This window comes from Rarobacter faecitabidus (assembly GCF_006716265.1).
Lineage (GTDB): Bacteria > Actinomycetota > Actinomycetes > Actinomycetales > Cellulomonadaceae > Rarobacter > Rarobacter faecitabidus.
In genome coordinates, this window is sequence record NZ_VFOS01000004.1 from 177,301 (window position 1) to 199,433 (window position 22,133).

General features: G+C 66.0%; 11 protein-coding genes. 3 read left to right on the plus strand and 8 right to left on the minus strand.

The window, feature by feature from the left end:
* Window positions 1-42: 42 nt before the first annotated feature.
* Together FB461_RS10985 and serS are read right to left on the minus strand one after the other, a co-directional pair.
* Window positions 43-4,425 (minus strand): ATP-binding protein, encoded by a 4,383-nt coding sequence (locus FB461_RS10985; protein ID WP_142122037.1) that lies wholly within the window; start codon window positions 4,423-4,425, stop codon window positions 43-45.
* Between the two features lie 306 nt (window positions 4,426-4,731).
* The gene (serS, locus tag FB461_RS10990; RefSeq protein WP_142122039.1) at window positions 4,732-6,003 is read right to left on the minus strand and encodes a serine--tRNA ligase; all 1,272 of its coding nucleotides are present in this window, start codon (window positions 6,001-6,003) and stop codon (window positions 4,732-4,734) included.
* 37 nt (window positions 6,004-6,040) lie between these two features.
* Here serS and FB461_RS10995 point away from each other — a divergent pair, with 37 nt between their 5' ends.
* The gene (locus FB461_RS10995; RefSeq protein WP_142122041.1) at window positions 6,041-7,129 is read left to right on the plus strand and encodes a diacylglycerol/lipid kinase family protein; all 1,089 of its coding nucleotides are present in this window, start codon (window positions 6,041-6,043) and stop codon (window positions 7,127-7,129) included.
* Window positions 7,126-9,204: a hypothetical protein gene (locus FB461_RS11000; protein WP_142122042.1), complete on the plus strand. Its 2,079-nt coding sequence runs from the start codon at window positions 7,126-7,128 to the stop codon at window positions 9,202-9,204. The genes FB461_RS10995 and FB461_RS11000 overlap by 4 nt, the downstream gene beginning before the upstream one ends.
* A 167-nt stretch (window positions 9,205-9,371) precedes the next feature.
* Here the strand turns inward: FB461_RS11000 and FB461_RS11005 are convergent, their stop codons facing one another.
* The 6 genes from FB461_RS11005 to FB461_RS11030 form a co-directional block, all read right to left on the minus strand.
* Window positions 9,372-10,127, minus strand: a complete 756-nt coding sequence (locus tag FB461_RS11005; RefSeq protein ID WP_246046220.1) for a glycosyltransferase family 2 protein — start codon at window positions 10,125-10,127, stop codon at window positions 9,372-9,374.
* A gap of 86 nt (window positions 10,128-10,213) precedes the next feature.
* The gene (locus FB461_RS11010; protein ID WP_142122044.1) at window positions 10,214-11,041 is read right to left on the minus strand and encodes a DUF5926 family protein; all 828 of its coding nucleotides are present in this window, start codon (window positions 11,039-11,041) and stop codon (window positions 10,214-10,216) included.
* 208 nt (window positions 11,042-11,249) lie between these two features.
* Window positions 11,250-12,950 carry a hypothetical protein gene (locus tag FB461_RS11015; RefSeq protein ID WP_142122046.1) on the minus strand — a complete coding sequence of 567 codons (1,701 nt, stop codon included), beginning with the start codon at window positions 12,948-12,950 and terminating at the stop codon, window positions 11,250-11,252.
* Between the two features lie 255 nt (window positions 12,951-13,205).
* Complete coding sequence (locus FB461_RS11020; protein WP_142122048.1) at window positions 13,206-14,315, minus strand: fibronectin type III domain-containing protein; 1,110 nt, start codon at window positions 14,313-14,315, stop codon at window positions 13,206-13,208.
* Between the two features lie 14 nt (window positions 14,316-14,329).
* Window positions 14,330-16,501, minus strand: coding sequence for a fibronectin type III domain-containing protein (locus tag FB461_RS11025; protein WP_142122050.1), 2,172 nt, complete (start codon window positions 16,499-16,501; stop codon window positions 14,330-14,332).
* A gap of 24 nt (window positions 16,502-16,525) precedes the next feature.
* Window positions 16,526-20,215: an LPXTG cell wall anchor domain-containing protein gene (locus tag FB461_RS11030; RefSeq protein WP_142122052.1), complete on the minus strand. Its 3,690-nt coding sequence runs from the start codon at window positions 20,213-20,215 to the stop codon at window positions 16,526-16,528.
* Between the two features lie 156 nt (window positions 20,216-20,371).
* Between FB461_RS11030 and pgm the strand changes: the two genes are divergently transcribed.
* Complete coding sequence (gene pgm, locus FB461_RS11035) at window positions 20,372-22,042, plus strand: phosphoglucomutase (alpha-D-glucose-1,6-bisphosphate-dependent) (protein WP_142122054.1); 1,671 nt, start codon at window positions 20,372-20,374, stop codon at window positions 22,040-22,042.
* Window positions 22,043-22,133: the final 91 nt, after the last annotated feature.

Genomic DNA, 22,133 nt, shown 5'->3' on the forward strand with positions numbered 1-22,133 from the left:
GCCTCCTTGATGGGAGTTCTGCGCGTGGTGCGCAGGAAGGGACTAACTAGCATCATGTGAATCACCTTCCGAAGAAGGATCGCTATCGCTGACCTTCACGCCGACCTCTCTGCCTCGTGAAGTGCCGCTTTGGAACGCCGCCAACCTTGTCCTCAGCACGGACGCATCTCGCGTGATCCGCTGCTTGGTCGGGTCGTCGGCAACCGGTTCGGTGACCGGCTCCGTCTTTTGTCGTTTGACGAGGCCCCCTGCGGCGTCCGGCGTAACCTGCTGCGGCCGGTACGTCGATAGCTGACTCAGTTCGGCGAGGGCCTGATCCTGCAGGTCCGCGCGCGATGCCAGCATTGCTGCCAGTTCGGGCGACATCGAACGAGGAGTATCGGACGCGCTGAAGTCGACCGCATTCGGCGACCACCCCTGCGGTTCGTTACCCGGGGCAGGCGTGAAGGACGCCTGCCCGTATCCAGCGCTGTCGTCAGGTGCCGCAGCCGCCCCGTGGGCGACACCCGACTCCACCGCCTCACTGGACGCCTCTTCTGGCGTCGGAGCGAAGGTCTCAGGGAATGCTGGCGCTGTCTGCGTGGTGGCGGGCGCTACCCAACTCGTCGGACCGGTCGGCGCGGCCAGCGATTCGGCAACGGGCGCCGCTGCGGGCACGAATGGCTCGTGCTGCGAAACCTCCGGCGTCTTCTTCTTGCCGCCGAACACCCGGGAGAAGAGGCCCTTCTTCTTCTTCGCTGGCGCGGGCGTCGTGTCCTCCGAAACCGTGAAGCTCTCCGCCGGCGCATACGCAGACTCCGCAGGCGCGCTTGCCTCAACCGGCGCATACGCGGACTCCGCGGGCGCGCTCGCGTCAACCGACGCATATGCGGACTCCGCGGGCGCGGATTCCGTCGCTACCCACGGCTCCGCCTCGTCGGCCGCCACATCGTCGGCGGGGGCGGCGAACACCGGTTCGGTTGCGCCGAAACCAATCTCGGAATCGGCCGCGTAGTCACTCGCTAGAGATGCCTGCGGTTCATGCGTGCTGTCAGTAGTGCCGAATTCGGGCAGTCCTGGCCGAGCGACCATGATCGTGTCATCGGAGAGGAAATCGTCGTCCTCCTCGAGTTGCAGTTGCGGGATGTCCTGGAAGGAATCCTGCGCCGCCCCTGGCTGCCAGACCTCGTCGGATTCGGCCTCTTGCACCGTCGCGGCCTCATCGAGCGTCGGCTCCTCTGGGGCCAGCTCCTCTGGTGCCTGCTCAGCGACTTCATCTCCGCTGGCGAGACCGTCAAGATACGTCGGGTCCTCGATGAGCGACTCGTCCACGACCGGAAGCGGGCCCGTGAGCGCGGCGGAGACCCCCTCCGGGCCGCCGTACTCGCGCATCATGCGCTCAAGGTCGTCGGGCGCCGCGTGACGCGGTAGCACAAGCCGCGTATCGCCGTCGACCGCCTCGTCACCCGTCTGGGCAAGTGGAGCGGCCTCTGCGCCAGCATTCACCCACGAATCCGTCGTTGCGGCATCCGTGTAGCCCGGCGCGGTCCACTCGCTCTGATCGGCCACCGACTCACCAAGCGGCTCCTGCGTCGCCTCCCCTACCGTGCCATCCGCGTCGTCGCCGAACACCGGCGGCGTCCACGCGTCGTCAACCGCAGGCGTGGCCGGCAACTCGTCCTGCCCACCAAAGCTCGGCGGCGTCCAGGATTCGGTCTCGCCCACTGCGTCCGGAGTGGCGTCCACGTCGCCGAACACCGGCGGCGTCCACGCGTCGTCAACCGCGGGCGTTGCCGGCAACTCGTCCTGCGCCCCAAAACTCGGCGGCGTCCACGTGTCCTCGCCGGACTCTGGTAGCTCGACTTGCGGCGGCGTCCACGGCTCGGGCTCGGCAGCAGTCTCCGGCTCGCCGGAAGGACGGAAACTCGCGAACATGGACGAACGTTGCACCACGTCGTCCGCGGCGTCGGCAGCTGAATCCAGACCGGCCTCATCGCCCGAGCCCAGGTCAGCGACGGAGGGCTCGTCCAAGGCGGACGACTCGCTGCGCTCAGTCGAATCGTCGGTCGTGGCCGCGGCCAGATCCTCGGTGGTCCGGAATCGCGAGAAGATCGCCGACCGGCGCTCGGTGTCGACCGGCACCGCTTCGGCCTCGGGCTCGACGGCCTCCGGCGCCACCGCACTCGAGGCGGATCGGACGGGCAGTCCGCCACCGCCGCGCGACGGCAGGCCGCCACCAGTCTCGGGCGTGACCGCCTGCAGCGGCTGCCAGGCCTCGTCGTCAGCGGATCCGGCCTGCGGAAGGCCTTCGACATTGGGCTGCGCGAGTTCAGGCAGGACGATGAGATCCTCATCGAGCTCCGAGGCGCTGGCGGAATCGGCGCCGTCCGTGCGGCGGCGCGGCATCCCCGTTGCCGTGGTGCCATCTGTCAGCGCGGCGAGATCGACCTCTTCCACAGGGCTCGGCGGAACCCCCTCGTCCGATGTCGCGATCTCGTCCGCCGTGCGGCGAACCGGCGCAACCGGCGCAACTGCCTGGTCGTCAAGCTCGCTATCTGTGAGCTCGGCGAACAGACTGCGCGGGAACGCGATGACGACGAGCGTGCCGCCACCGGGTGCGTTCTGGAAGTCCACCGACGCATCCAGCTTCTCGGCCAGGCGCCCGACCACGAACAGGCCGAGACGCTGCGCACCGACCGCATCGGACGCAGACCGCGACTGCACCTTCAGGCGCGCCTCACCGATCTCGTCCTCGGTCATGCCGAGACCGAAGTCGCGAATCGCCACCGACACGTAGTGCCGGTCGGCGTTCGTCGTGACCTCGACCTGCTGCGAGGGATCGGAGAACATCGTCGCGTTCTCGAGCAGCTCGGCCATGAGGTGAGCCGCGTACAGGGCGTAGTGACCGAGCATGTCCGGATCGTCGAGCAACGTCAGGGAGATTCGGTCATAGGCCTCGATCTCGGACGATGCCGTGCGCACCACGTCGGACAGCGCCATCGACTGGCGGACGCGACGACCGGAGTCGATACCCGCCAGCACGAGCAGCGACTCGGAGTTGCGTCGCATTCGGGTTGCGAGGTGGTCGAGCCGGAAGAGGTTCGACAGCACGGTCGGGTCCTCTTCGGTTCGTTCCAACTCATCGAGGAACGACAACTGACGGTTCAGCAGGGCGTGGTCGCGGCGGGCCACGTTGACGAACATCTCGGCAATGGATCCGCGAAGGGCGGCCTGCTCCTGCGCCACTTCCACGGTCGTCTCGTTCACGTCGTTGAACGCGGTTGCAAGCTGACCGATCTCGTCCCCGGACTCGACCGGGATCGGCTCGATCACCAGGTCGGGCGTGGTACCGGGCACAGCCACCTGCTCCACCAGGGTGGGGAGCTTGTCACGAACGTCCTTGGCCGCCTCGGTCAAGCGCGAGAGCGGGTTCACGATCCGGCGGGCGATCAGGAGCGCGATAGCCAGCGAGATGATGACAGCGGCGATAGCGATGGCAACGGTCAGGATTGCCTGTGTCCGCGCCGTGTTCGCCATGTTGCCGACCTCGGCGATCAGCTTGTCACGGACCTGCACCTGGAACTGAGCGAGTTTCGTGTCGAAATCGGCAGTCGCGCTGCCCCACACGTTCGCCTGCTGGCTCGTCAGCGCCTCGGGGTTACCGGCACGGATACGGTCGCGGGCCGCAACCTGGTCGCTTGCCATCTCGGGCAGGGCGAAATCGGTGATACCGAGGTTCGTCAGCGAGGACTGCGTCCGCGACTCAACCACCTGGTAGTCCTGAATGGAGAGGGTCGCGTTGCGCACGGCCGGGTCGTCCGCCGTGATGGACTCGCGCTGCTGGATGACGGGCGTCGTCTGGCGCAGTTCGGTCAGGTATGCGGAACGCAGGTCGAATGCGTTGGCGTACAGGGCGAGGTAGCCCGCGACGTTGCGGTCGGAGATGGAGTCCGTGACGGTCTGGTAGAACTCTTCCTGGCTCTCGATGGCCCTGCTGTAGGTGGCAACGACGGTTGGCGTGGGGTTGCTCTCCTCGGCGGCGGCGAGGAACTCGTCCACGAGCGCGCGGTCGAGCCCTTCGAGCCCCGTCTTGGAGCGCTGCCAAGCGGCGCGGACGGCCACGGGGAATCGGTCGAAGTTAACGGCCGAGGTCTCGGAAAGGTATTGAGTGCGCAGTCCGTCCGTCGTCGCGCGAGCTCCATTGAAGTCCGCGTCGGACACCTTGACGCCCGAAGCGCGCTGCAACGTGACCGTGTACTCGTTCTGCAGAGCAGCCATCAACTCGTCGTGTGCCGGCGTCGTCCGAGCCAGCAACTCGTACTGTCGCCCATCGAGCGCCGCAGTCACCGACTGCACTGCGATGAGCGCAGCAGCCGCGATCAGAACAATGATGGGGACTGCCAGGGTTGCAAGGATCTTTCCTCGCACACTCAGTCGGCGAAGCATCGCACCCTCCAGTCACATAGCCGTCAATGCCGTGAAAGGTTCCGCGCCACGCCCGAAACCTCCTGTTGGTACTTTCGGCGCGGGAGACCCGCATCATAAATACCAAGAGCGACTTTAGCTGGTTCCCATTCGCCCTCGAGGCATGTTCGCCTGCGAGCCTGACAGGCACCGTTGCCATCGACGCTCCACGACTGTCGTCGCAGGCAAGCCTACCTGTGAACGTTCAAGTCGTGAAACCCCCGATTTCGAACCGTATTTCTTACCGCTCGCGAACGCATTTACCACGCCCGCGCGATACCAGGACATTCACGCCTTTGGAATGAGTACCTCGAGGCCCCCGAGATAGGGGCGCAACCCCTCGGGTACGGTGACCGAGCCATCGGCCTGCTGGTGGTTCTCGAGAATCGCAACGATCCAACGGGTCGTCGCGAGGGTTCCGTTGAGCGTCGCGACTGCGCGGGTCGCGCCCGACTCGGTGCGCTCGCGCACCGACAGTCGACGCGCCTGATACGTCGTGCAGTTAGAGGTCGAGGTGAGTTCCAGATATCGCTGCTGCGACGGCAACCACGCCTCGCAATCGAATTTCCGGGCGGCGGAGGAACCCAGGTCACCGGCCGCGGTGTCGATCACGCGGTACGGCAGATCGACGAGCGCCAGCATCTCCTCCTCCAGCGCGAGCAGGCGCTGGTGCTCCGCGGCGGCATCCTCCACCGTCGTGTAGCTGAACATCTCGACCTTGTGGAACTGGTGGACGCGGATGATGCCGCGCACGTCCTTGCCGTGGGATCCGGCCTCGCGTCGATAGCAGGCCGACCAACCGGCATAGCGCAGCGGCCCGTCGGACAGGTCGATGATCTCGTCCGAGTGGTAGCCCGCGAGGGCGACTTCGCTCGTCCCCACCAGGTAAAGGTCATCGGTGCCGAGATGGTAGATCTCGTCCGAGTGACGGCCCAGGAAGCCCGTGCCAGCCATGACCTCCGGCTTGACCAGCGTCGGCGTGATCACCGGGGTGAATCCGGCGCGCAACGCGCAGTCGACCGCAGCGTTGAGCAGCGCCAGTTCGAGGCGGGCGCCGATACCGGTCAGGTAGTAGAAGCGGGACCCGGACACCTTGGCGCCGCGGGCGGTGTCGATCGCGCGGAGGCCCTCGCCGATGGCCAGGTGATCGGCCGGCTGGAAGCCCTCGGCGGTGAAGTCGCGTGCCTGGCCGACTTCGCGCACGACGATGTAATCGTCCTCGCCCCCGGGGGGCGCACCCTCAACCACGTTCTGGATCTGCCGCAGCAACTCGTCGAATTCGTTGCCCGCCTGGGTCGCGTCCGCCTGGAAAGCCTTGACGCGCTCCGCGAGTTCCTTGGTCTTAGCCAGGAGGGCGGGACGCTCGTCCGCGCTGGCGGTGGCGACCTGCTTGCCCATCGACTTCTGTTCGGCCCGCGCGCCCTCGAATGCGGCGAGCGACGAACGGCGACGCGCATCGGCATCGATGATGCGATCGACGAGTTCGGGGTCCTCCCCTCGCAGACGCTGCGATTCGCGGACAAGTTCGGGTTCATCACGGAGCAGGTTGAGGTCAATCACGCTGCCAGACTATCTGGTTACGGACTACCGTGGAGGCATGCAAGCATCGGAATGGGTGGCTCTCTGCGCACTTGTCGTCGCCGTCGCAGCCGTCGCGGCGGCCGTTTACGCGTGCACGCTGGCACGCCGCCTGAGCGCCGAGCGCCGCATCGTAGCCAAAGACGGTGAGCGTCAGGATTCCTACGCGATCATCATCAATCCGTCCAAGCCCGGCACGGTGGGGTTGCGCCAGCAGGTCCTGGAATACTTTCAGCGCCACGGCCTTCCCGAGCCCGTCTTCTACGAGACCACGCCCGATGATCCGGGGAAGGGGCAGGCCGCGCAGGCGATAGCCGACGGGGCGAACATCATCGTGGCGGCGGGAGGCGACGGTACGGTACGAGCCGTCGCGGCGATCGTCGCCGGCAAGGACATCACCATGGGGCTCATACCCATGGGAACAGGCAACCTGCTGGCGCGAAACATCGATATCGATGTGAACAACCTTCCCGCCGTGCTGGCGACCCTCACCTCGCAGGCGACCCGGGAGATCGACCTGGGCTACCTCCAGATCACCAAGGCTCCGCCTGGCGAGCCCGGAACCTCCGAGCCCGAGGCGTTCCTGGTCATCGGCGGAATCGGCTTCGACGCCGCCATGGTCGCGGACACGAGCCCCGTCCTGAAGAAGCGCGTCGGCTGGATAGCCTACTTCCTGGGCGGCATGAGGCACCTGCACGCAGGGCGCACGCGCGTGCGCATCTCGCTCGACGATTCCCCGCAGCGGACGATCACGCTACGCACGCTGCTCATCGGCAACTGCGGTCGACTTCCAGGAGGCCTTTCGCTGCTGCCCGATGCCGTGATCGATGACGGAAGGCTCGATATCGCGGCCGTCGACACGCGCGCCGGGATCGCGGGCTGGGTGCAACTCTTCGGCGAGGTGGTGCTTCAGGGCCTCGGCGTCCGCAACGACTCGGCGAAGAAGATCGGCCGGATCGATCACACGACCGCAAAGCGGTTGCACGTCGAGGTCGTGGAGGGTGCCCAGCCGGTCCAGGTGGATGGCGATACGCTCGGCCGGGCGAGCACGCTGGAAGCTTGGGTGGTGCGCCGGGCGCTGACGATCCGCGCCCCCTTGGCGTCGTGACAGTCCGCATCCGCGCGCTTGCTTCCGGGTTGGCCGCCCTCGTCATGGCCGCGGCCGCCGTTCTTGCTCCCGCTTGCGCCGAGGCGGTTTCGCCGACGAGGTCTGCGTCGCCAACCGTCGAGGTCATCGTCGCCGTGACGGGACTCTCGTGGGAAGAGGTCGCCGCGCACCCGGATGCGTATCCCACCATCGCCGGGTTCGCCCCGACAGCACTCGTCGCGCAGGCGGTCGCCACGAACGGCACCAGCACCAGTTGTCCCGCCGACGGGTTCCTCACACTCGCCACGGGTACACGGGTCGCCGATCGCCTCCAGGGCTCGTGCCGCCGCGTGGACGAGTCGATCGTCGCCCCCGACGGCCGCATCGCCGGCTGGGATGAGCTGGTGGCGGAGTTCGCCGATCAGCCCTACGCGCCGCGCGCGGGACTGCTCGCGGCCACACTGCGCGGCGCAGGCCTGAGTGTTGCCGCGGTCGGGGGCGGCGGAGCCCTCGTCCTCGCCGACGAAGCGGGGCGCCCGCCACCGCAGACCACCATGCCCAAGGACGACGCGGAACTGCGCGCGGCCGTCGCGGCGGGCGTGCGGGATGCCAGCCTCACCGTCGTCGATGTCGCGCGCGGCGGCGCGGCAGCGGGCGGGCGGGAACTCGATGCGCGCTTCGCCGCGGTCCTGGCGGGCGTGGCAGCGGGCGGCCCAGCGCGGGTGACGCTCGTGTCCGTGGGCGGCGCGGACGATTCGCCCGCCTCGATGCAGTTCTTTGCGCGCGCGGCCGGGGCTGGAGTTGGGGGCGATCTCGCCACATCGACGTCGACGCGGCAGCCCGGACTGATCCTGACCACTGATGTGCAGCCAACGGTCCTGGCGGGATTCGACCTCGTTGCCGATGGCGCGTTGGGAGCCCCGGTACGGCCCGCCGTTTCCGCGCAAGACCCCGCTGGGCGGGTCGAGGCGCTGCTCGCGCTGGCGCAGCGGTCCCAGGCCGGGGACGCTGCCGCCGTGCCCTACGTGTACCTGGTGGCGGGACTGGGCGTGGCGATGCTGGGGCTCGCCGCGGCTCGATGGCGCCGTTCCGGCGCACGGCTGGCACTGCGCACGGGCGGGCTGGCGATCGCGCTGGTACCCATGGCCACATACCTCGCCTCAGCCAGCGCATGGTGGCGGACGAGTTCCCCGCTCGCCGCCATCGCCGCCCTTGCTAGTTTGATCGTCGTCGCCGTCGCCACGCTCCTGATGTGGCTGACCCGGCGTACTGCGGAGCCGTGGGCAGGGCGAGTCATCGCCGTGGCGGCGCTCACCTGGCTCGTGATCGTCGTCGACGTGCTACGCGGGACACCGTGGATGACGGCGTCGCCGCTCGGGACGCAACCGTTGCAGGCGGGACGGTTCTACGGGGTCAACAACACTGCTTTCTCGTTCTTCGCCGTCGCCACTTTGACGCTGATCGTGATGCTCGGCCCGCGGCTGGTTCGACGGAACCGGGTTGTCGGCATCGCCTGCGCCGCGGCCTTCGGGCTCGCGAGTTGCGCCATCGACGCCCTGCCGGGTGTGGGGGCCGATTTCGGGGGTGCGCTGGCCCTCATTCCTGGCGTCGCGCTCACAGTGACCTACGTCGCGGGCCTGCGCATGACGATCCGCCGGGTGCTGGTTGTCATCGGGCTCGGTGTCGCTGCCGCACTCGGCATCGGGTGGCTTGACTCGCTTCGCGGAGCCGGCGAGCGGACGCATCTGGGTGACTTCGTGGCGCATCTGGGTACCGCAGACACGCTGACCGTGATCGGGCGCAAACTGGGCGGCGCTACGCGGCCGCTACTGGATAATCCGCTGCTCGGACTGGTTGCGGTTGTGCTGATCGCCGTGGCCATCTGGGTTATGCGGCGGTGGCGCGCGCACGCCGCAGTCGGGGAGGCCGGAATCGCCGTGGTTATCACGTGCGTGATCGCGACGCTGCTGAACGATTCGGGATTGTCCATCGCGGGGTGGATGGGGCTCTTCGGCGGAGCGCTCGTCCTCATGCGGCACGGCGCCCTGCCCAGCGCCGTGCCCGGCGCCCGCGATGTAGCGATGCGAGCGGGCTAATTGCGGTGGCGCGGCGGGTAAGCGTGGCGCGGGCGAGCGCGGCGCGGGCGAGCGCGGCGCGGCGGGGACTAACTACGGCGGGAACCAACGCCGGGGGTGCGGGCAAGTGCACTGGGACTAACTCCGACGAGAAGCAACGCCGGGGGGTGCGGTCAAGCGCACTGGGGCTAACTGCGGCGTAGCTTGCCGAGACCCGCGCGGACGCGGCGAGCGTTGATCGCCAGCACGACGTCACGGTACTGCGCGGCGCGATGCGCCTGCCCCGCGAAGGAGTTGTCCGATGCGCGATGGCGCAGATCACACGGCACTTCCAGAATGCGGTAGCCCTGTCGCCCCAAGTCGATGGAGAGGCCGACCTCGACGCCCCAGCCGTGCGCGAGAGGGGCGGCCGACTCGTAGGCTTCACGCGTCAGGCAACGGATTCCCGACAGGGGTTGAACAGGGGTCCAACCCGTGAGGCTCGCGATAGCGCGGCGCGCGGTACGAACGACGATGCCTCGACCCCCGGCGCCTGGCTGGGGTGGCAGGAGTGCGATGGACATGTCGGCCTCGCCCTCCAGAATCGGCGGGACGAGCGGGGCCGCGTTCACGGCGGTCTCAGCCAGATCGCCGTCGAGGAACAGCAGTAGCCGAGCCGGATATCCGTCGGGATCGCGCATGGCGACCACAGCCGCCCCCGTTTCCAGCGCCGCAGACTTGCCGCGATTACGCGAGTGCCGCACGACCACGGCGCCCGCTGCACGCGCCACATCCTGGGTGTTGTCCTCCGAGCCGTCATCGACGACGAGAACCAGGTCTACGTAGGGAATCGCGCGCGCGGAACGGACTGTCGCGGCGATGCGTCGTGCCTCGTCCTTGGCGGGTATCACGACGGCCACGCGCTGGCGCTTAGCCAGTCGCGAAGGGCGCCCTGTCTCACTCACGGTATCTATAGTAGTCGTAACGACTCGGTCTTGTATTCGTCACGGTCCGTCTAAGGGCCGCCGAGTGACCGAGGTTCGCCGATCGACTATCGCAGGGTCTTCTGACGTGCGACGATACCTGCCCGTGCGCGGCGCTCGTTCGCATCCAGCGGTTCGGTGAGCGCCATCGCCGCCTCGAACTTAGGCAGGAAGGCCGCGGCCTCGTCCTCGATTTCCTCCGCCTCCGTACCGCGCGGAAGTTCCCATACGGGGATCGAGATACCCTCGGCACGGAACGCGCCGATGAACTTTCCGTCCGCGATCTGGGCATCGCGCTTGGCGTGCAGGCGGGCGATGCCGTTCAGCATCGTGTCCTCGTCCTCCGCGAAGGACCAACGCAGGAACTCGCGCGCTCCCATGCGGCACCAGAACGCGTGCGGCACCTTGTTCAGTTTCACGGTATCCACGATGGCCTCGGCGGCCTCCTTGAGGGACGCATCGAGTTCGCTGGAACGGTCCGCGGACGGATCGAGCCAGAATTCGAAGTCGGCGTGAACCTCCGCCTCAATGTCCTTGGTGAGATCGAGGATGTCCTGCAATCGCGGCCCAGGTTCGGGAATGACCTGTCGGATAACAGGGGTGCCGGGCTCAAGATCGATCGCGGTGAGGATCGTGTCGGCGAGGTCGCGGCTCGGGTCCCCCGACCCAGCGTGCGTCTGCAGCGCCACGAGGATGGTGCCGTCCGTTCGGTGCAGCGCCGGCCAGGACTCCGGCAGGGAGGTCACGAACGTGATCTCGCGGGCGCCGTATTCCTTGGTCAGCGACGCTTTCGCTGTCGCCGCCGGGACGATCTCGCGCATAGCCACGAGGTCGGCCTCACCGGGAATGCCCTCGAATGGGCGCAGGACGAAGGAACCGGAATTGTCAGCAGGCATGCGAGTAATCATATAGGGGCGGCGGGAAGGGCGTGGCGGCTGTGTAGACAGGCGCCTGCGTAGACGGGCACCTGCGATTCGACCCGCGGTCGCCAGCCGCGCTAAGAACCGGCTGCCGGCGGCATGACCCCAGGCCGCGCCGAAACGTGACGAACGGCGGGATCGTATTGGCCGAGGGCGTGACCGCAACGGTCAGAACGATTCACGTCTAGTGCCAGGGGTCGCCGGGGAGGGTGGCTGGGGAATAGATGGTGTAGCCATCCAGAGGCGAGGTTTCGGTCTGCGTGGGATTGTAAATTCGACAGAAGTTGACCCATTCCCAGGCGGCGCCTCCAGCCCATCGGTAGGCGCCATGGGTGACGTAGGCTGCACCTCGATATCCGAGAGCACGGTAACCCTCGACTTGCGCGCGAAGGTCGGTTTCGTGGGCGCTGTCGAGGCGGCGGAGGATGTCGTGGACGGACGCGGTCACGGTCCAGCCTTGTTCGCTGCACGACCACTTGTAGGGGCTGACGGGGTATGCGGCGTCCATCTGGTCGCTGATCGTGCCAGGGATGGAGTGGAAGCCGGGCGTGGTCTGATTCGAGTAGCGCGGCAGCGTGTCGACGCCGTATTTGGTTAGTCCGATGGCACGGGATGCGGCGTGGGCCAGAGTGGGTCCGCCGTGGCCGAGCACGGTCCCGTAGCCGGGCGCACTCGAGTGAGGGAACTGGTTCCACGTGGGTGTTTTGATCTCGCGCCAAGGCGGGCCGTGAGCGTCGATCTCGGCCGGGGTGATCCAGCCCTTCTCGACCGCGAACTGGTTGAGCGCTTCGACGGTTTCGGGCATGTAGGCGATCTCGGGGTTCGCGTCGTTGTAGGTATCGACCGTGGGCGGCGGACTCCATTCGACGGGGATGTTCGGGTCGTAGCCGCGAGAGAGTTCGTTGGGTGTGGGTTTGCGCCAGCAGGTGATGGTAACCCCACACCGGTCATCGAGCCAGTAGTGGTCGGCGACCGTTGAGATTGCCTCAACGGTCACTGCACCGTAATCGGTGCACCCGGGGATGGGTTTGCCGTTGACCTCGTAGTAGATCCCACCCGAGGTGTAGCCGTACCCGGTGGTATCTAGGCAGTTGCGTTGTCCTGGCTGCCAGTCGATCGGCTGGGCGGGCGTGCCCGAGCCGCTTCCGCCACCTCCGATGTCGCCTGGGTTTGAGCCGCCGGTACTGACGCCCGGTTTGATCGTGGCGGTGGCCACGGTCGCGGCGGCCAGTCGCACGGTGACCGGCACATAGAGGCGCCAGGTCGTGGCCGTCGACGAGGCCGGCACCGTAGCCGTGAGCGTGACGCGAGCAGCTGCACGAGTCGTGAGTGTGGTTTGCGTGCGCCAGGTGGATCCGGCCTTGCGTTGCACCAGGACCTTGCGGCCGCGAGCGGGCGTAAGCTGCGCGGAGATCTTGACCTTGGACCCGGGCTTCGCGGTCACGGTCAGCCTCTTAGTCGGCTTGGCTTTGCGACCGTCGATGTAAACGTTCTTCACGGTGGTCTTGACCTTCTTGGCCTTGACGCGCTTGATCACCCCGAGGGCGTTGACCACGGTCTTGGCGGGATTCGCGGTGACGATGCGTGTCACTCCGCGGTAGGCGCCGGCGGACCAGCGGGCCTTGACGAACTTGGTCTTCGCGCCGGTCTTGACCTTCACGTTGATCGCGTGGCCACGGCGCGCAGTCTTGACCGTGACCTTGACGGTGGTGCGCACCGTCGCCGCTGAACGAGACGTGATGGACGTCGCAACCTTCAGGTCAGGGCTCGCGGCCGCGCTGCTCGTCGTGGCGGTAGCGGTCGCGGTAGCCACGACAGTTGTGAGTGCCAATATCGCCATGGCAGCCGTCCAGCGAGATTGCCCGAATCGGCTCAGTTGGGTCATGCCTCGACCTGCAGCACAATACGTTCCACGGTTCCGATCTGTACGGCGCAACCCAGCACTTCAGTCATCTCCCGCACGCGCATCCGATGGCACGTCAACTCGAACTTGTAAGGCTCCACGGACTCAGCATCCCAAGTAGTTCGCGGTAGCGCCACATTTGCGTTTCGAGAATCGGCCGCGACGCTTCGACGTGACGATGCGATTCCTGCCAGGGCAAGGTCCCCGCGACAATCGGTTTATTGCCATTGTTGCGCCTCACTTGCTTCGCACGACCCTGATCGTTCTGGCGGTTTCGTTGATAGTCACGCGGATCCTGGTGGCGGTGCGGATCGTAACTGTGGCTTTGCCGGACTTACTGGCCCTGATCAAACGGATGAGACGCCATTTCGCGCCGCGCGGGACTTGGATGCGGATCTTGGTGCCCGCCGCAACCTTTGTGACGGTGATCTTCTTGGTTTTCTTGGTCTTCTTGATCGTCACCTTGGGCTTGGTCTTGGCGGTGTCCCCGCTGACGGCGGCGATGCCAGGCGGGAAGCCTGCCGAGTTGGCTGAGACGGATACTCGATACCGGGTGCCGGGTTTGAGGCCGGCGATGATGATTGCCGTGCCGGTCGTAGAGTAGGAGACGCGGTGGCCCGCGAGAGACACGTGATAGGACGTCGCAGCCGGGGTGGGCGCCCAGTTGACTGTGAGAGTGGTGGCCGTGCGTCTGGTGACTCGCAAGGCTGCGGGCGGTGTGGTGGCGGTTTTGATTGTCGCCGCGACGGTTCCACCCGAGTGGGGGTTCTGCGCGGTTACGGTGAGGTCGTAGGAGCTGCGCGCGGTGAGTTGGGTGAATGCCGCCGAGGGCGACGTCACGATCTGCGACTGGTTCCCGGCGGTCACGAGATAGCGCGTTGCGCCCTTGGCGGGCGACCAGGTGGCGGTGATCGAGGTTGCGGTCGCGGAGGCGCGGAGGTTCACGGGCGCCGCTGGAGCGGTGGTGATTCGGGTGATGGGGGTGGCCGTCCCGTGCAGGGCAAGGTTGGCAACGATTTGGATGAGGTAAGGGCTCGCCGGAGCGAGGCTGCGCGGCGATGTCCAGGTGTTGCCGATCACTGGTGCGCTGGTGATTGTCTGGGTTTCATCGCCGGTCGTGACCCGCACGGTGTAGCCGTAGTTTCCCATCACTGGCCATGACACCGTGAACGAAGCATCGTCTGCGGTCACTACCGTGACGGGATAGGCCGGGTCCCCTGTCACCCACCCATCGTTGCCGATTGATATGGCCGTGACCGCAGGTGCGGCTATGCCTGTCGATGGGCCGACTACTGGTGCGAGGATCGCCGCCATGAGGATGGCCAGGATCGTCCATGTGCGTCGCATGGCGGTTCTCCGATCTATTTGCTGCGCACGACCTTGCGCGTGCTGGGGCTAGCGGGAACGATCACGCGCACCTTGTTGCGCGTTGTGACCGTCAAGTTGGCGGTTCCCTTATTGGTAGCTGTTACCGTCTTTGCGCGACGCCACTTCTTGCCCTTGAGCACCTCCACGCAGATCTTGGTTCCCGGCGCGGCGTTCGTGATCGAGATTTTCCTGGCCTTTTTGGTCTTCTTGATCCCGACCGTGGGCGTGGCCTTCGCGGTGGTCGACGTCGTGACCGGCGTCTGCCACGGCGAAGACGACGACCCGACCAGCGTGCGGACACTGACGGTGTATGCGGAGGCAGCTGTCAGGCCGGTGATGGTGGTCGACGTCGACGGCGTCGTCACGGTCTTGCCGCTTTTGCCTGTCACGCGGATCTCGTAGCGTGATCCTGCCGGACCGCGCGTCCAGGACAGGGTGAGGGTCGTGGGTGTGCGCTTGGTGATCTTGACCGCTGGCGGCGTGTTCGGTGTCGTGGCGAATGTAGCCGTCGCCTGCGATATCGCTTCACCGGGCGCGGTAGCGGCGATGGTGGCTGTATAGGTGCGGCCCGGTGTCAGGCCGGTCAAGGTGGCCGTGGTCGAGGTGGAGGTCCACGTTGAGGTCATGCCGTCAACGCGGATGAGGTAGGTGACGGCGCCGGGTACTGCGCCCCAGGTCAGGGTTGCTGTGGTGGCGGTGGTGTTCGTTGCCCGCGTAGCAGTGGGAGGTGCGAGCGGGGTTCGGATGGCGGATGTGGCGATCGCGCCGGGGTTGTCGCCGATCGATTGAACGGAAACCGGGTACGAGGTCTTTGGCGTCAGTCCTGTGATTTGCGTTGAGGTGGCGGTCACGGTGCGTTCGAGGGTGCCGACGGTTACCCGATAGGACGTCGCACCGGGCGTTGGGTTCCAGGACACGGCTGCGCTCGTGGACGTCGAGGTCACGCGTAGCCCTGTGGGTGCAACCGGTCCGGTGGTGAACGTGGTGGTCGCTGGCGATGCGAAACCGTCCGCGCGAGTAAGGCGCGCGTTGTATGTCGTCGACGGGGTGAGCCCGGTGAAGGTTTGGGTCGAGGCTTGGGCCAGAGTCATGATACGGCTCGATGGCCCGTCCGGTGAGGTGAGGGCCACGGTGGCGGTGTCCTGCCCATCGATCCATGGGAGCAATGGTGACGATGCGATGGTGGCCGTGGTCGCGGTGATGTTGGACGCATTCAGGGTTCCGATGTCTTTCGGCGCGACCAGGCCAGTTGTTGTGGTGGCCGGCACGGACCTGGTGGCGATGATTTGGCGGGCCATGTGGCTGCCCTCGAGGACTCGCAGGTCGAGGGAAGGCATCCGGTTGTAGGTCAGCGTGAGTTCCACATCACCTGGCTGCGTGGCGTAGACCTTGACCGCCTCGATGACACCGGCATTGATCGAGATCTCCCGAGTGGTGTATCCCGGTTGGGGTCGGAACGAAGCTCCAGTGATTGTGGCGTCGATGGTCAGGGCTTCGTGCGAATCCATCTCGGCGTAGTCGATCCCACTGCCTTTGTCTCGCACGGCAATATCGGTCAGCGTGAACGACCGCGTGGCCGGGTCGAAGTCACCGATAGTTGGGGTGATGGTGACTTTGCCCGTCTCACTGCCGATGAGGGTGCTGACCTGGTTGATCATATTGGTGGCCAGTTGGTCATAGTTCGACGTCGTGCACGCTCCGGTGGTCGCGCCTGTGATCTTGTCGATCGCGCGCCGCACGGCATAGAACTGGCTGGATGAGTCCGCGAAGATGCCCCACCGGTTCACGATGAACGCGATCTGCTTCTTTTGCGCAGCGGTCAGGCTCTGACCGTTCATGACCAGGTCATCATCAGACTCGATGACGCGGTCATCCCAGCGGACCTGCCATGCGGCAAGGAATGTCGGATTCCATGCTGAAGGCGCGAGTCCTTGACCCGATCCTGCGTCGTAGAGCCACTCGTTCGTCTCAGGGTAGGTAGGAGGTATCGCGTAGGCTTTCGCGCGCGAGATCTTCCCCGTCGTACCCGAGCACGAGAAATCGGCGTAAGCGTTATAGCTGAGCGTGTCGGCTTGCGCGGCGGGCGCCATCGCAATCGTCACGGCTAGCGCTGAGACGACGGCAGTGGACAGCGTCGTGATGGAGGCGCGTCGATGGAGTCCCATTGTGAAATCCTTTCGAGTGGCTATTTATGCAGTTGCGCGAGTTTCGCGGCGCAGAATCACGATGACCCCGCCGACGATGATCAGGGCCATGCCGAGCAGGCCGAGGAGTGTGACGGTTGCGCCGGTTTCTGGTAGGTCGGGTTCGGTTTCGTCGACGATGTCCGGAGTGTCGGTGATGCGGGTTGTCTCTGCCCTGACCCGATGCCCGCCTACGGCGATGGGCGCCGTGCGGCCGGGAACATAGAGGGCCTCGACCCAATACACCGTGGTCTCAGAAGCGACCGAGATCTTCGGTGAGACAACATCGCCCGACGCGCTGGCATCAATCCCGTCGACCTGGCGCAGCAGGGTGTCGCCCTGGTAGCCGTGCTCGACCCGGACGGCGTCTTTCTCACCGGTTTGGTCCCACACCTCCCAGGCGATGGTCGAGCCGCCCGGCAGGTCAGCGGGGACGTCGAGGTGGACGGTGTCCGTGAATTTCTCTCCGAGTTTCGCGGTCTTGGTCGCGGTCGAGCTGACGTCGACGATCGTCGTGGTCTCGTCGGGCAGGCGCGGCTGGCCGGTGATGAACGGCGGAGCGTCGGTATCGATGATCCCTTCCGGGGTCGGGATGTAGAGCCGTTCCCGGAAATACTCGTGGCCCGTGGTGTCCCCGACGGTGATGGTGGGCGAGGTGTAGTCCCCCGGGCCGGTCACGGCCACCGGTCCAAGAGAGCCGAGTAGCTCATCGTTGGCTGGGTCGTCCGAGTCCGATTGCCGGTAGTAGTCGAAATAGAGCACCGATCCGGCCGGAACCGGACCGGTCACGGTGGCCACGTCGTAGGTCGTGGTTCCGATCTGGGCGTAGGGGTTAGCCGTCGTGGTCACCGAGACGATCCCGGTGACCTCGGTGGAGATTCCGTAGTCCGACTGCCAGGACTCGTGGAACGCTCCGCCAGGGATCGATTCGGTCCAGGTGAAGTACTCGCAATCACCAGGAGCGATGATGTGCGGCGACACGCGGGTGCCCACGTTACCGGCCGCATCCGACGTCACCGTCGAAGTCACCGTTCCCGCAGCGCGTGCCCACGACGGAATCGAGGACGACAGTGCGGGCTCAACACTCGAGCAATAGCCCGTGTGTGTCACCGTGACCGTGGTGTTCGCCGGCAGACCCGTGACGGTGAACTGATCGGTCAGTAGCGCACCTTCGGTCGCGACCTGGTGGGAGGCCATGGTCGTCACAGCGGGTTGGAACTTGATCAACGCCAATTCCGAGACGATCCCGTAGTCCGACTCGAGCCCAATCCCCGCGGTACCAGCATCCGCGTCGATGAGGATTTCCGTCCACGGGTAGTATCCCGGCGAGGTGGCCTCGAAACCGTCAGCCGCGGCGCCACCGCGCCCCGCGGCGTTGAGTTGCACCTGGACTTGCTCGGAATGAACAACCTCGGGACGACCCGCATTCGTGAGGGTGCGGATCGCGGGCTGGGCACCCACGGGCTCGTAGGCTCGCAGCAGGACCATCACGGTCGAGTGCGGCTTGCCGCCCTCGACCTCGACCCGATCCGCGACCGTGTCGCCCACACTGCCTGCGGCCGCGATCGCCGGGGACGCGGTCGTTGTCACGACCGGGTTCCACTGGATCGCTACCGTCTCGACCTCATAGACCGTGGTGTCGCAGTACCCGTCGTAGCCAAGAATCCGGTCGTTTGGCGGCGTTCCGTCAGCCCAGTGGCCAGTGGCGGCGTAGCAGTAGGTGTAGACCCACCACCCGCCAGCCAGTGCCGGGTCTGCCGGTAGCGTGTGCGGGTGCTGATCGGCCACGTCGAATGGCAACGGGTTCATGCTTGCAATGGGCGCGAGCTGCACCGACGAGACCTGGTCGACAGTGCCGGGCTGGGCGGTGATGTCACCGTTCCAGACCGGTTCCTCACTCAGGTGCCACAGCGTCGAGGTGATCGCCAACGGGTAGTCGGCGAAGTCCGCGTTCTGGCGGGTGATGGTGAACGTGTCCGAGACCGTCGCTCCCGGCTCCAGAGCCGTGGCAGACGCGACCGTACGCACCAAAGGTGAGCCAGGTGAGACGGCGCGGACCAGGACGGTTTCTTTCCAGATGCCGTAATTCGATCTGAACCCGCCCGGGAGTTGGCCAGAGATCGCATCCGCGCTGACGACCCAGGTGTACGAGGTGTCGACTGCGCGTTGAGTCACGGTCCGGTTGACTGTGGCTGTCACATTGCCGGCCGCGTTCGCGACCGGTGTCGAGACGATCTCGGCACCCACTTGGGTGGCGCCCGCTGGGATCGTGGGCTGCCCGTTTTCCCCCGGCAGCGCCGCCCCGTCGGGGTGCTGGTAGAGCCGGGCGCGCAGCGTCACCGTGGTGCCGGGCGCGAAGCCGGAGCCGGTGATCTGGTCGGTCACAACGACCTGATTCGCGGCGTTCGGTGTCGATGTCGAGGCCCCCGTCACGATCAGCGGGTTCGCCCAGGACCGTGTCTCGGCCGGGATTCCGTAGTCGGTGATCGAGGCACCCAGCAGTCCACCGAGCGCGGCGTCGTTGGCGACAACCCAGGTGTAGGCGCCGGGTATACGCGAACTGGTGACTGATGGATACCAGGTCGCGTTGCCGCTCGAATTGAGCGTCACGGTGGTGGTTTGCGCGGGTGCGGCAGCGGTCCCCGGAATCGAGGACGCCGACGACACCGACACCGGCGAGGGCCATGTGGTGCCGTGATAGCGCAGGAAGGCCGTGAGCTTCACCTTCTGCCCAGCAAACCGCGAAGCAGCGTCAATCGTCACCGCATCGGTGTGCGTGAGCACCGATCCGTTGTCAACGATTGCGGAGGCCGTGGTGGTGATCGATGGAACCGCGGGCGAGACGGCGAGCGATGCCGTTGTCGATACATCGACCCGGTTCACGGTCGCCATGTCCTGCACCGAACCCGCTGCCCCGAACGTGTTGTCGTCACCCGACCACTGGGTCAGATAGGCAGATGGCAACCCGGTGACAGAGATCTCAGCTTTGACCGTGCCCGGCCCGCTCAGCGTGATACCAGGGAAGGAGCTGGCAGACGCAGTGGAGGTGAAGGACTTAGTCTTCGAGCCGTTCCCGAACGTCGCAGGCCCCGACAGTGTGACCGTCACCCGAAAATCGGGCACGAACGTGCCCTTGGCACCCTTGACCCCTACGCCCGAGAGTGTGACGGTGTTCCCATCCGCGTTGCGCGACAGCGTGCCAGTGGCCGTATACGGACCGTAGTAGGCATCGGCCTTGACCCACATGCCCGCGGCGATGGCCTTGATCGCTGGGCGAGTGTTCGCCTCGTACTTCGACGCGTTCGATCCTGAGACATCCTGCTTGGAGTGCACCAGATATGACAACGCCGCATGCGTAGCGTCCTTGGAATAACTGCCATAGTTCATTCCCGACCAGCGCTCCAACGCGAACGAGATCCGCGGTGAATGCAGCACCTGCGACTTGCCCGCCGACGTCGGCACCGTAGCCCCGCCCTGGACGCACCAGGCATACGTCGTGCCCATCGCCGCGCTGGCGCGGTATGAACCAAGCCACGACATCCATGACTTGCCCTCCCAGATCTCCTCGCCGTATTGGCGAGAAAAGGCCTTGTCGCTCACCGCGACAGCCGATTGCGCGGCGCATGAGAACAGAAGGGCCAGGGCCAGAATCGTGCTCACCAGGCCGCTCGCTAGACGCCGGTTGGATCGGTACATGAAGGAACTCCTTGATCACTCGTCGGGTTTCACACGATCCCGTAGCCGACCAGGACGTGTCGCGCCGAATGGCGGGATGTGGATAACTCAAAGAACTTGTCCACAAAACCGGGAATCGAAGTTTCATCAGTAGGCAAGGCGTGGCAGGATCGATTCATGGACCCACGTGCTGGCACCCTTGCCCAACCAAGCGACCTCATCAATGTCGATGAACTGATCAGCGCCTACTTTGACCTGCGGCCGAATCCAGATGACCCTGCACAGAAGGTGACCTTCGGGACGTCCGGGCACCGCGGCTCATCACTCGATTCAGCATTCAACGAGGCTCACATTCTGGCCATCACCGCGGCGATCATCGAGTACCGCAAGGGCCAGCGATTCGATGGCCCGCTGTTCATCGGGCGCGACACCCACGCCCTATCGTTACCCGCGACCAACACCGCCCTCGAGGTGCTAGCAGCGGCAGGGGTGGAGGTTCGCGTCGATGCCCGCGACTCGTACACGCCCACGCCGGCCGTGTCCCACGCGATCCTGCGCGCGAACGGCGTCGGCAGCGCGAGCGGGCTACGCACGCAGGGTGCCGGGCTGGCCGATGGGATCGTAGTCACGCCATCGCACAACCCGCCGCGTGACGGCGGCTTCAAGTACAACCCGCCCCATGGCGGCCCGGCAGACAGCGACGCCACGAGCTGGATCGCGGATCGCGCCAACCGATGGCTCCGCGAGGGAGTCGAGGGCATCCCGCGATTGGGTCTTGAGGCCGCGAAGAACGCTGAAACGACGCGACCCTATGACTACTTGGCGGCGTACGTCGACGACCTTCCATCGGTCCTGAACCTCGACGCGATCAGGTCGGCGGGCGTTCGTATCGGCGCGGACCCGCTCGGTGGGGCCTCCGTCGAGTACTGGGGAGCAATCGCGGAACGCCACAAACTCGATCTGACCGTCGTGAATCCGGAAGTCGACCCGCGTTGGTCATTCATGACCCTCGACTGGGATGGCAAGATCCGCATGGACTGTTCCTCCCCGCACGCCATGGCCTCGCTCGTCGCCCGCATGTCGGCACCCAACGCAGCATTCGATATCGCCACCGGGAACGATGCCGATTCCGACCGACACGGGATCGTCACGGCCGACGGGCTATTGAACCCTAACCACTTCCTCGCCACCGCGATCTCTTACCTGTACGGCACGGCACGACCCGGCTGGCCGGCCGGTGCCGCGATTGGCAAGACGCTCGTGTCGTCCTCCCTCATCGATCGCGTGGCGGCAGGCCTGGATCGCCGCCTGATCGAGGTACCAGTCGGCTTCAAGTGGTTCGTGCCTGGGCTCCTGGATGGATCGATCGGCTTCGGCGGTGAAGAGTCCGCGGGGGCATCCTTCCTCCGCCTCAACGGCGACGTGTGGACCACAGACAAGGACGGCATCATCCTCGCGCTGCTCGCCTCTGAGATTCTCGCTACCACCGGTGAAACGCCGAGTGCACGCCACCGTGACCTGGTCGAGCAATACGGCCAATCCTGGTACGCCCGAGTTGATGCGCCGGCCACACTGGAAGAGAAGGCGAGACTCGCCGCGCTCACCCCCAGCCAGGTCACCTCGACCCAACTCGCAGGTGAACCGATCACGGCAGCCCTCACCGAGGCTCCGGGCAACGGCGCGAAAATCGGCGGACTCAAGGTGACCACAAAGAACGCGTGGTTCGCGGCGCGGCCCTCCGGTACGGAGAACGTCTACAAGATCTACGCCGAGTCCTTCGTGTCCGAAGATCACCTGAAGCAGGTTCAGGACGAGGCGCGCGTCGTGGTCTCCGCGGCCCTCGCGTAGGCGAATTCTCGTGGCGAGTCAGCTCGCGAATCCGCCACGGCCCTAGATCAGTTCAGGACGAGGCCGCCCGGTCGCGCGTAGCGTGATCGGG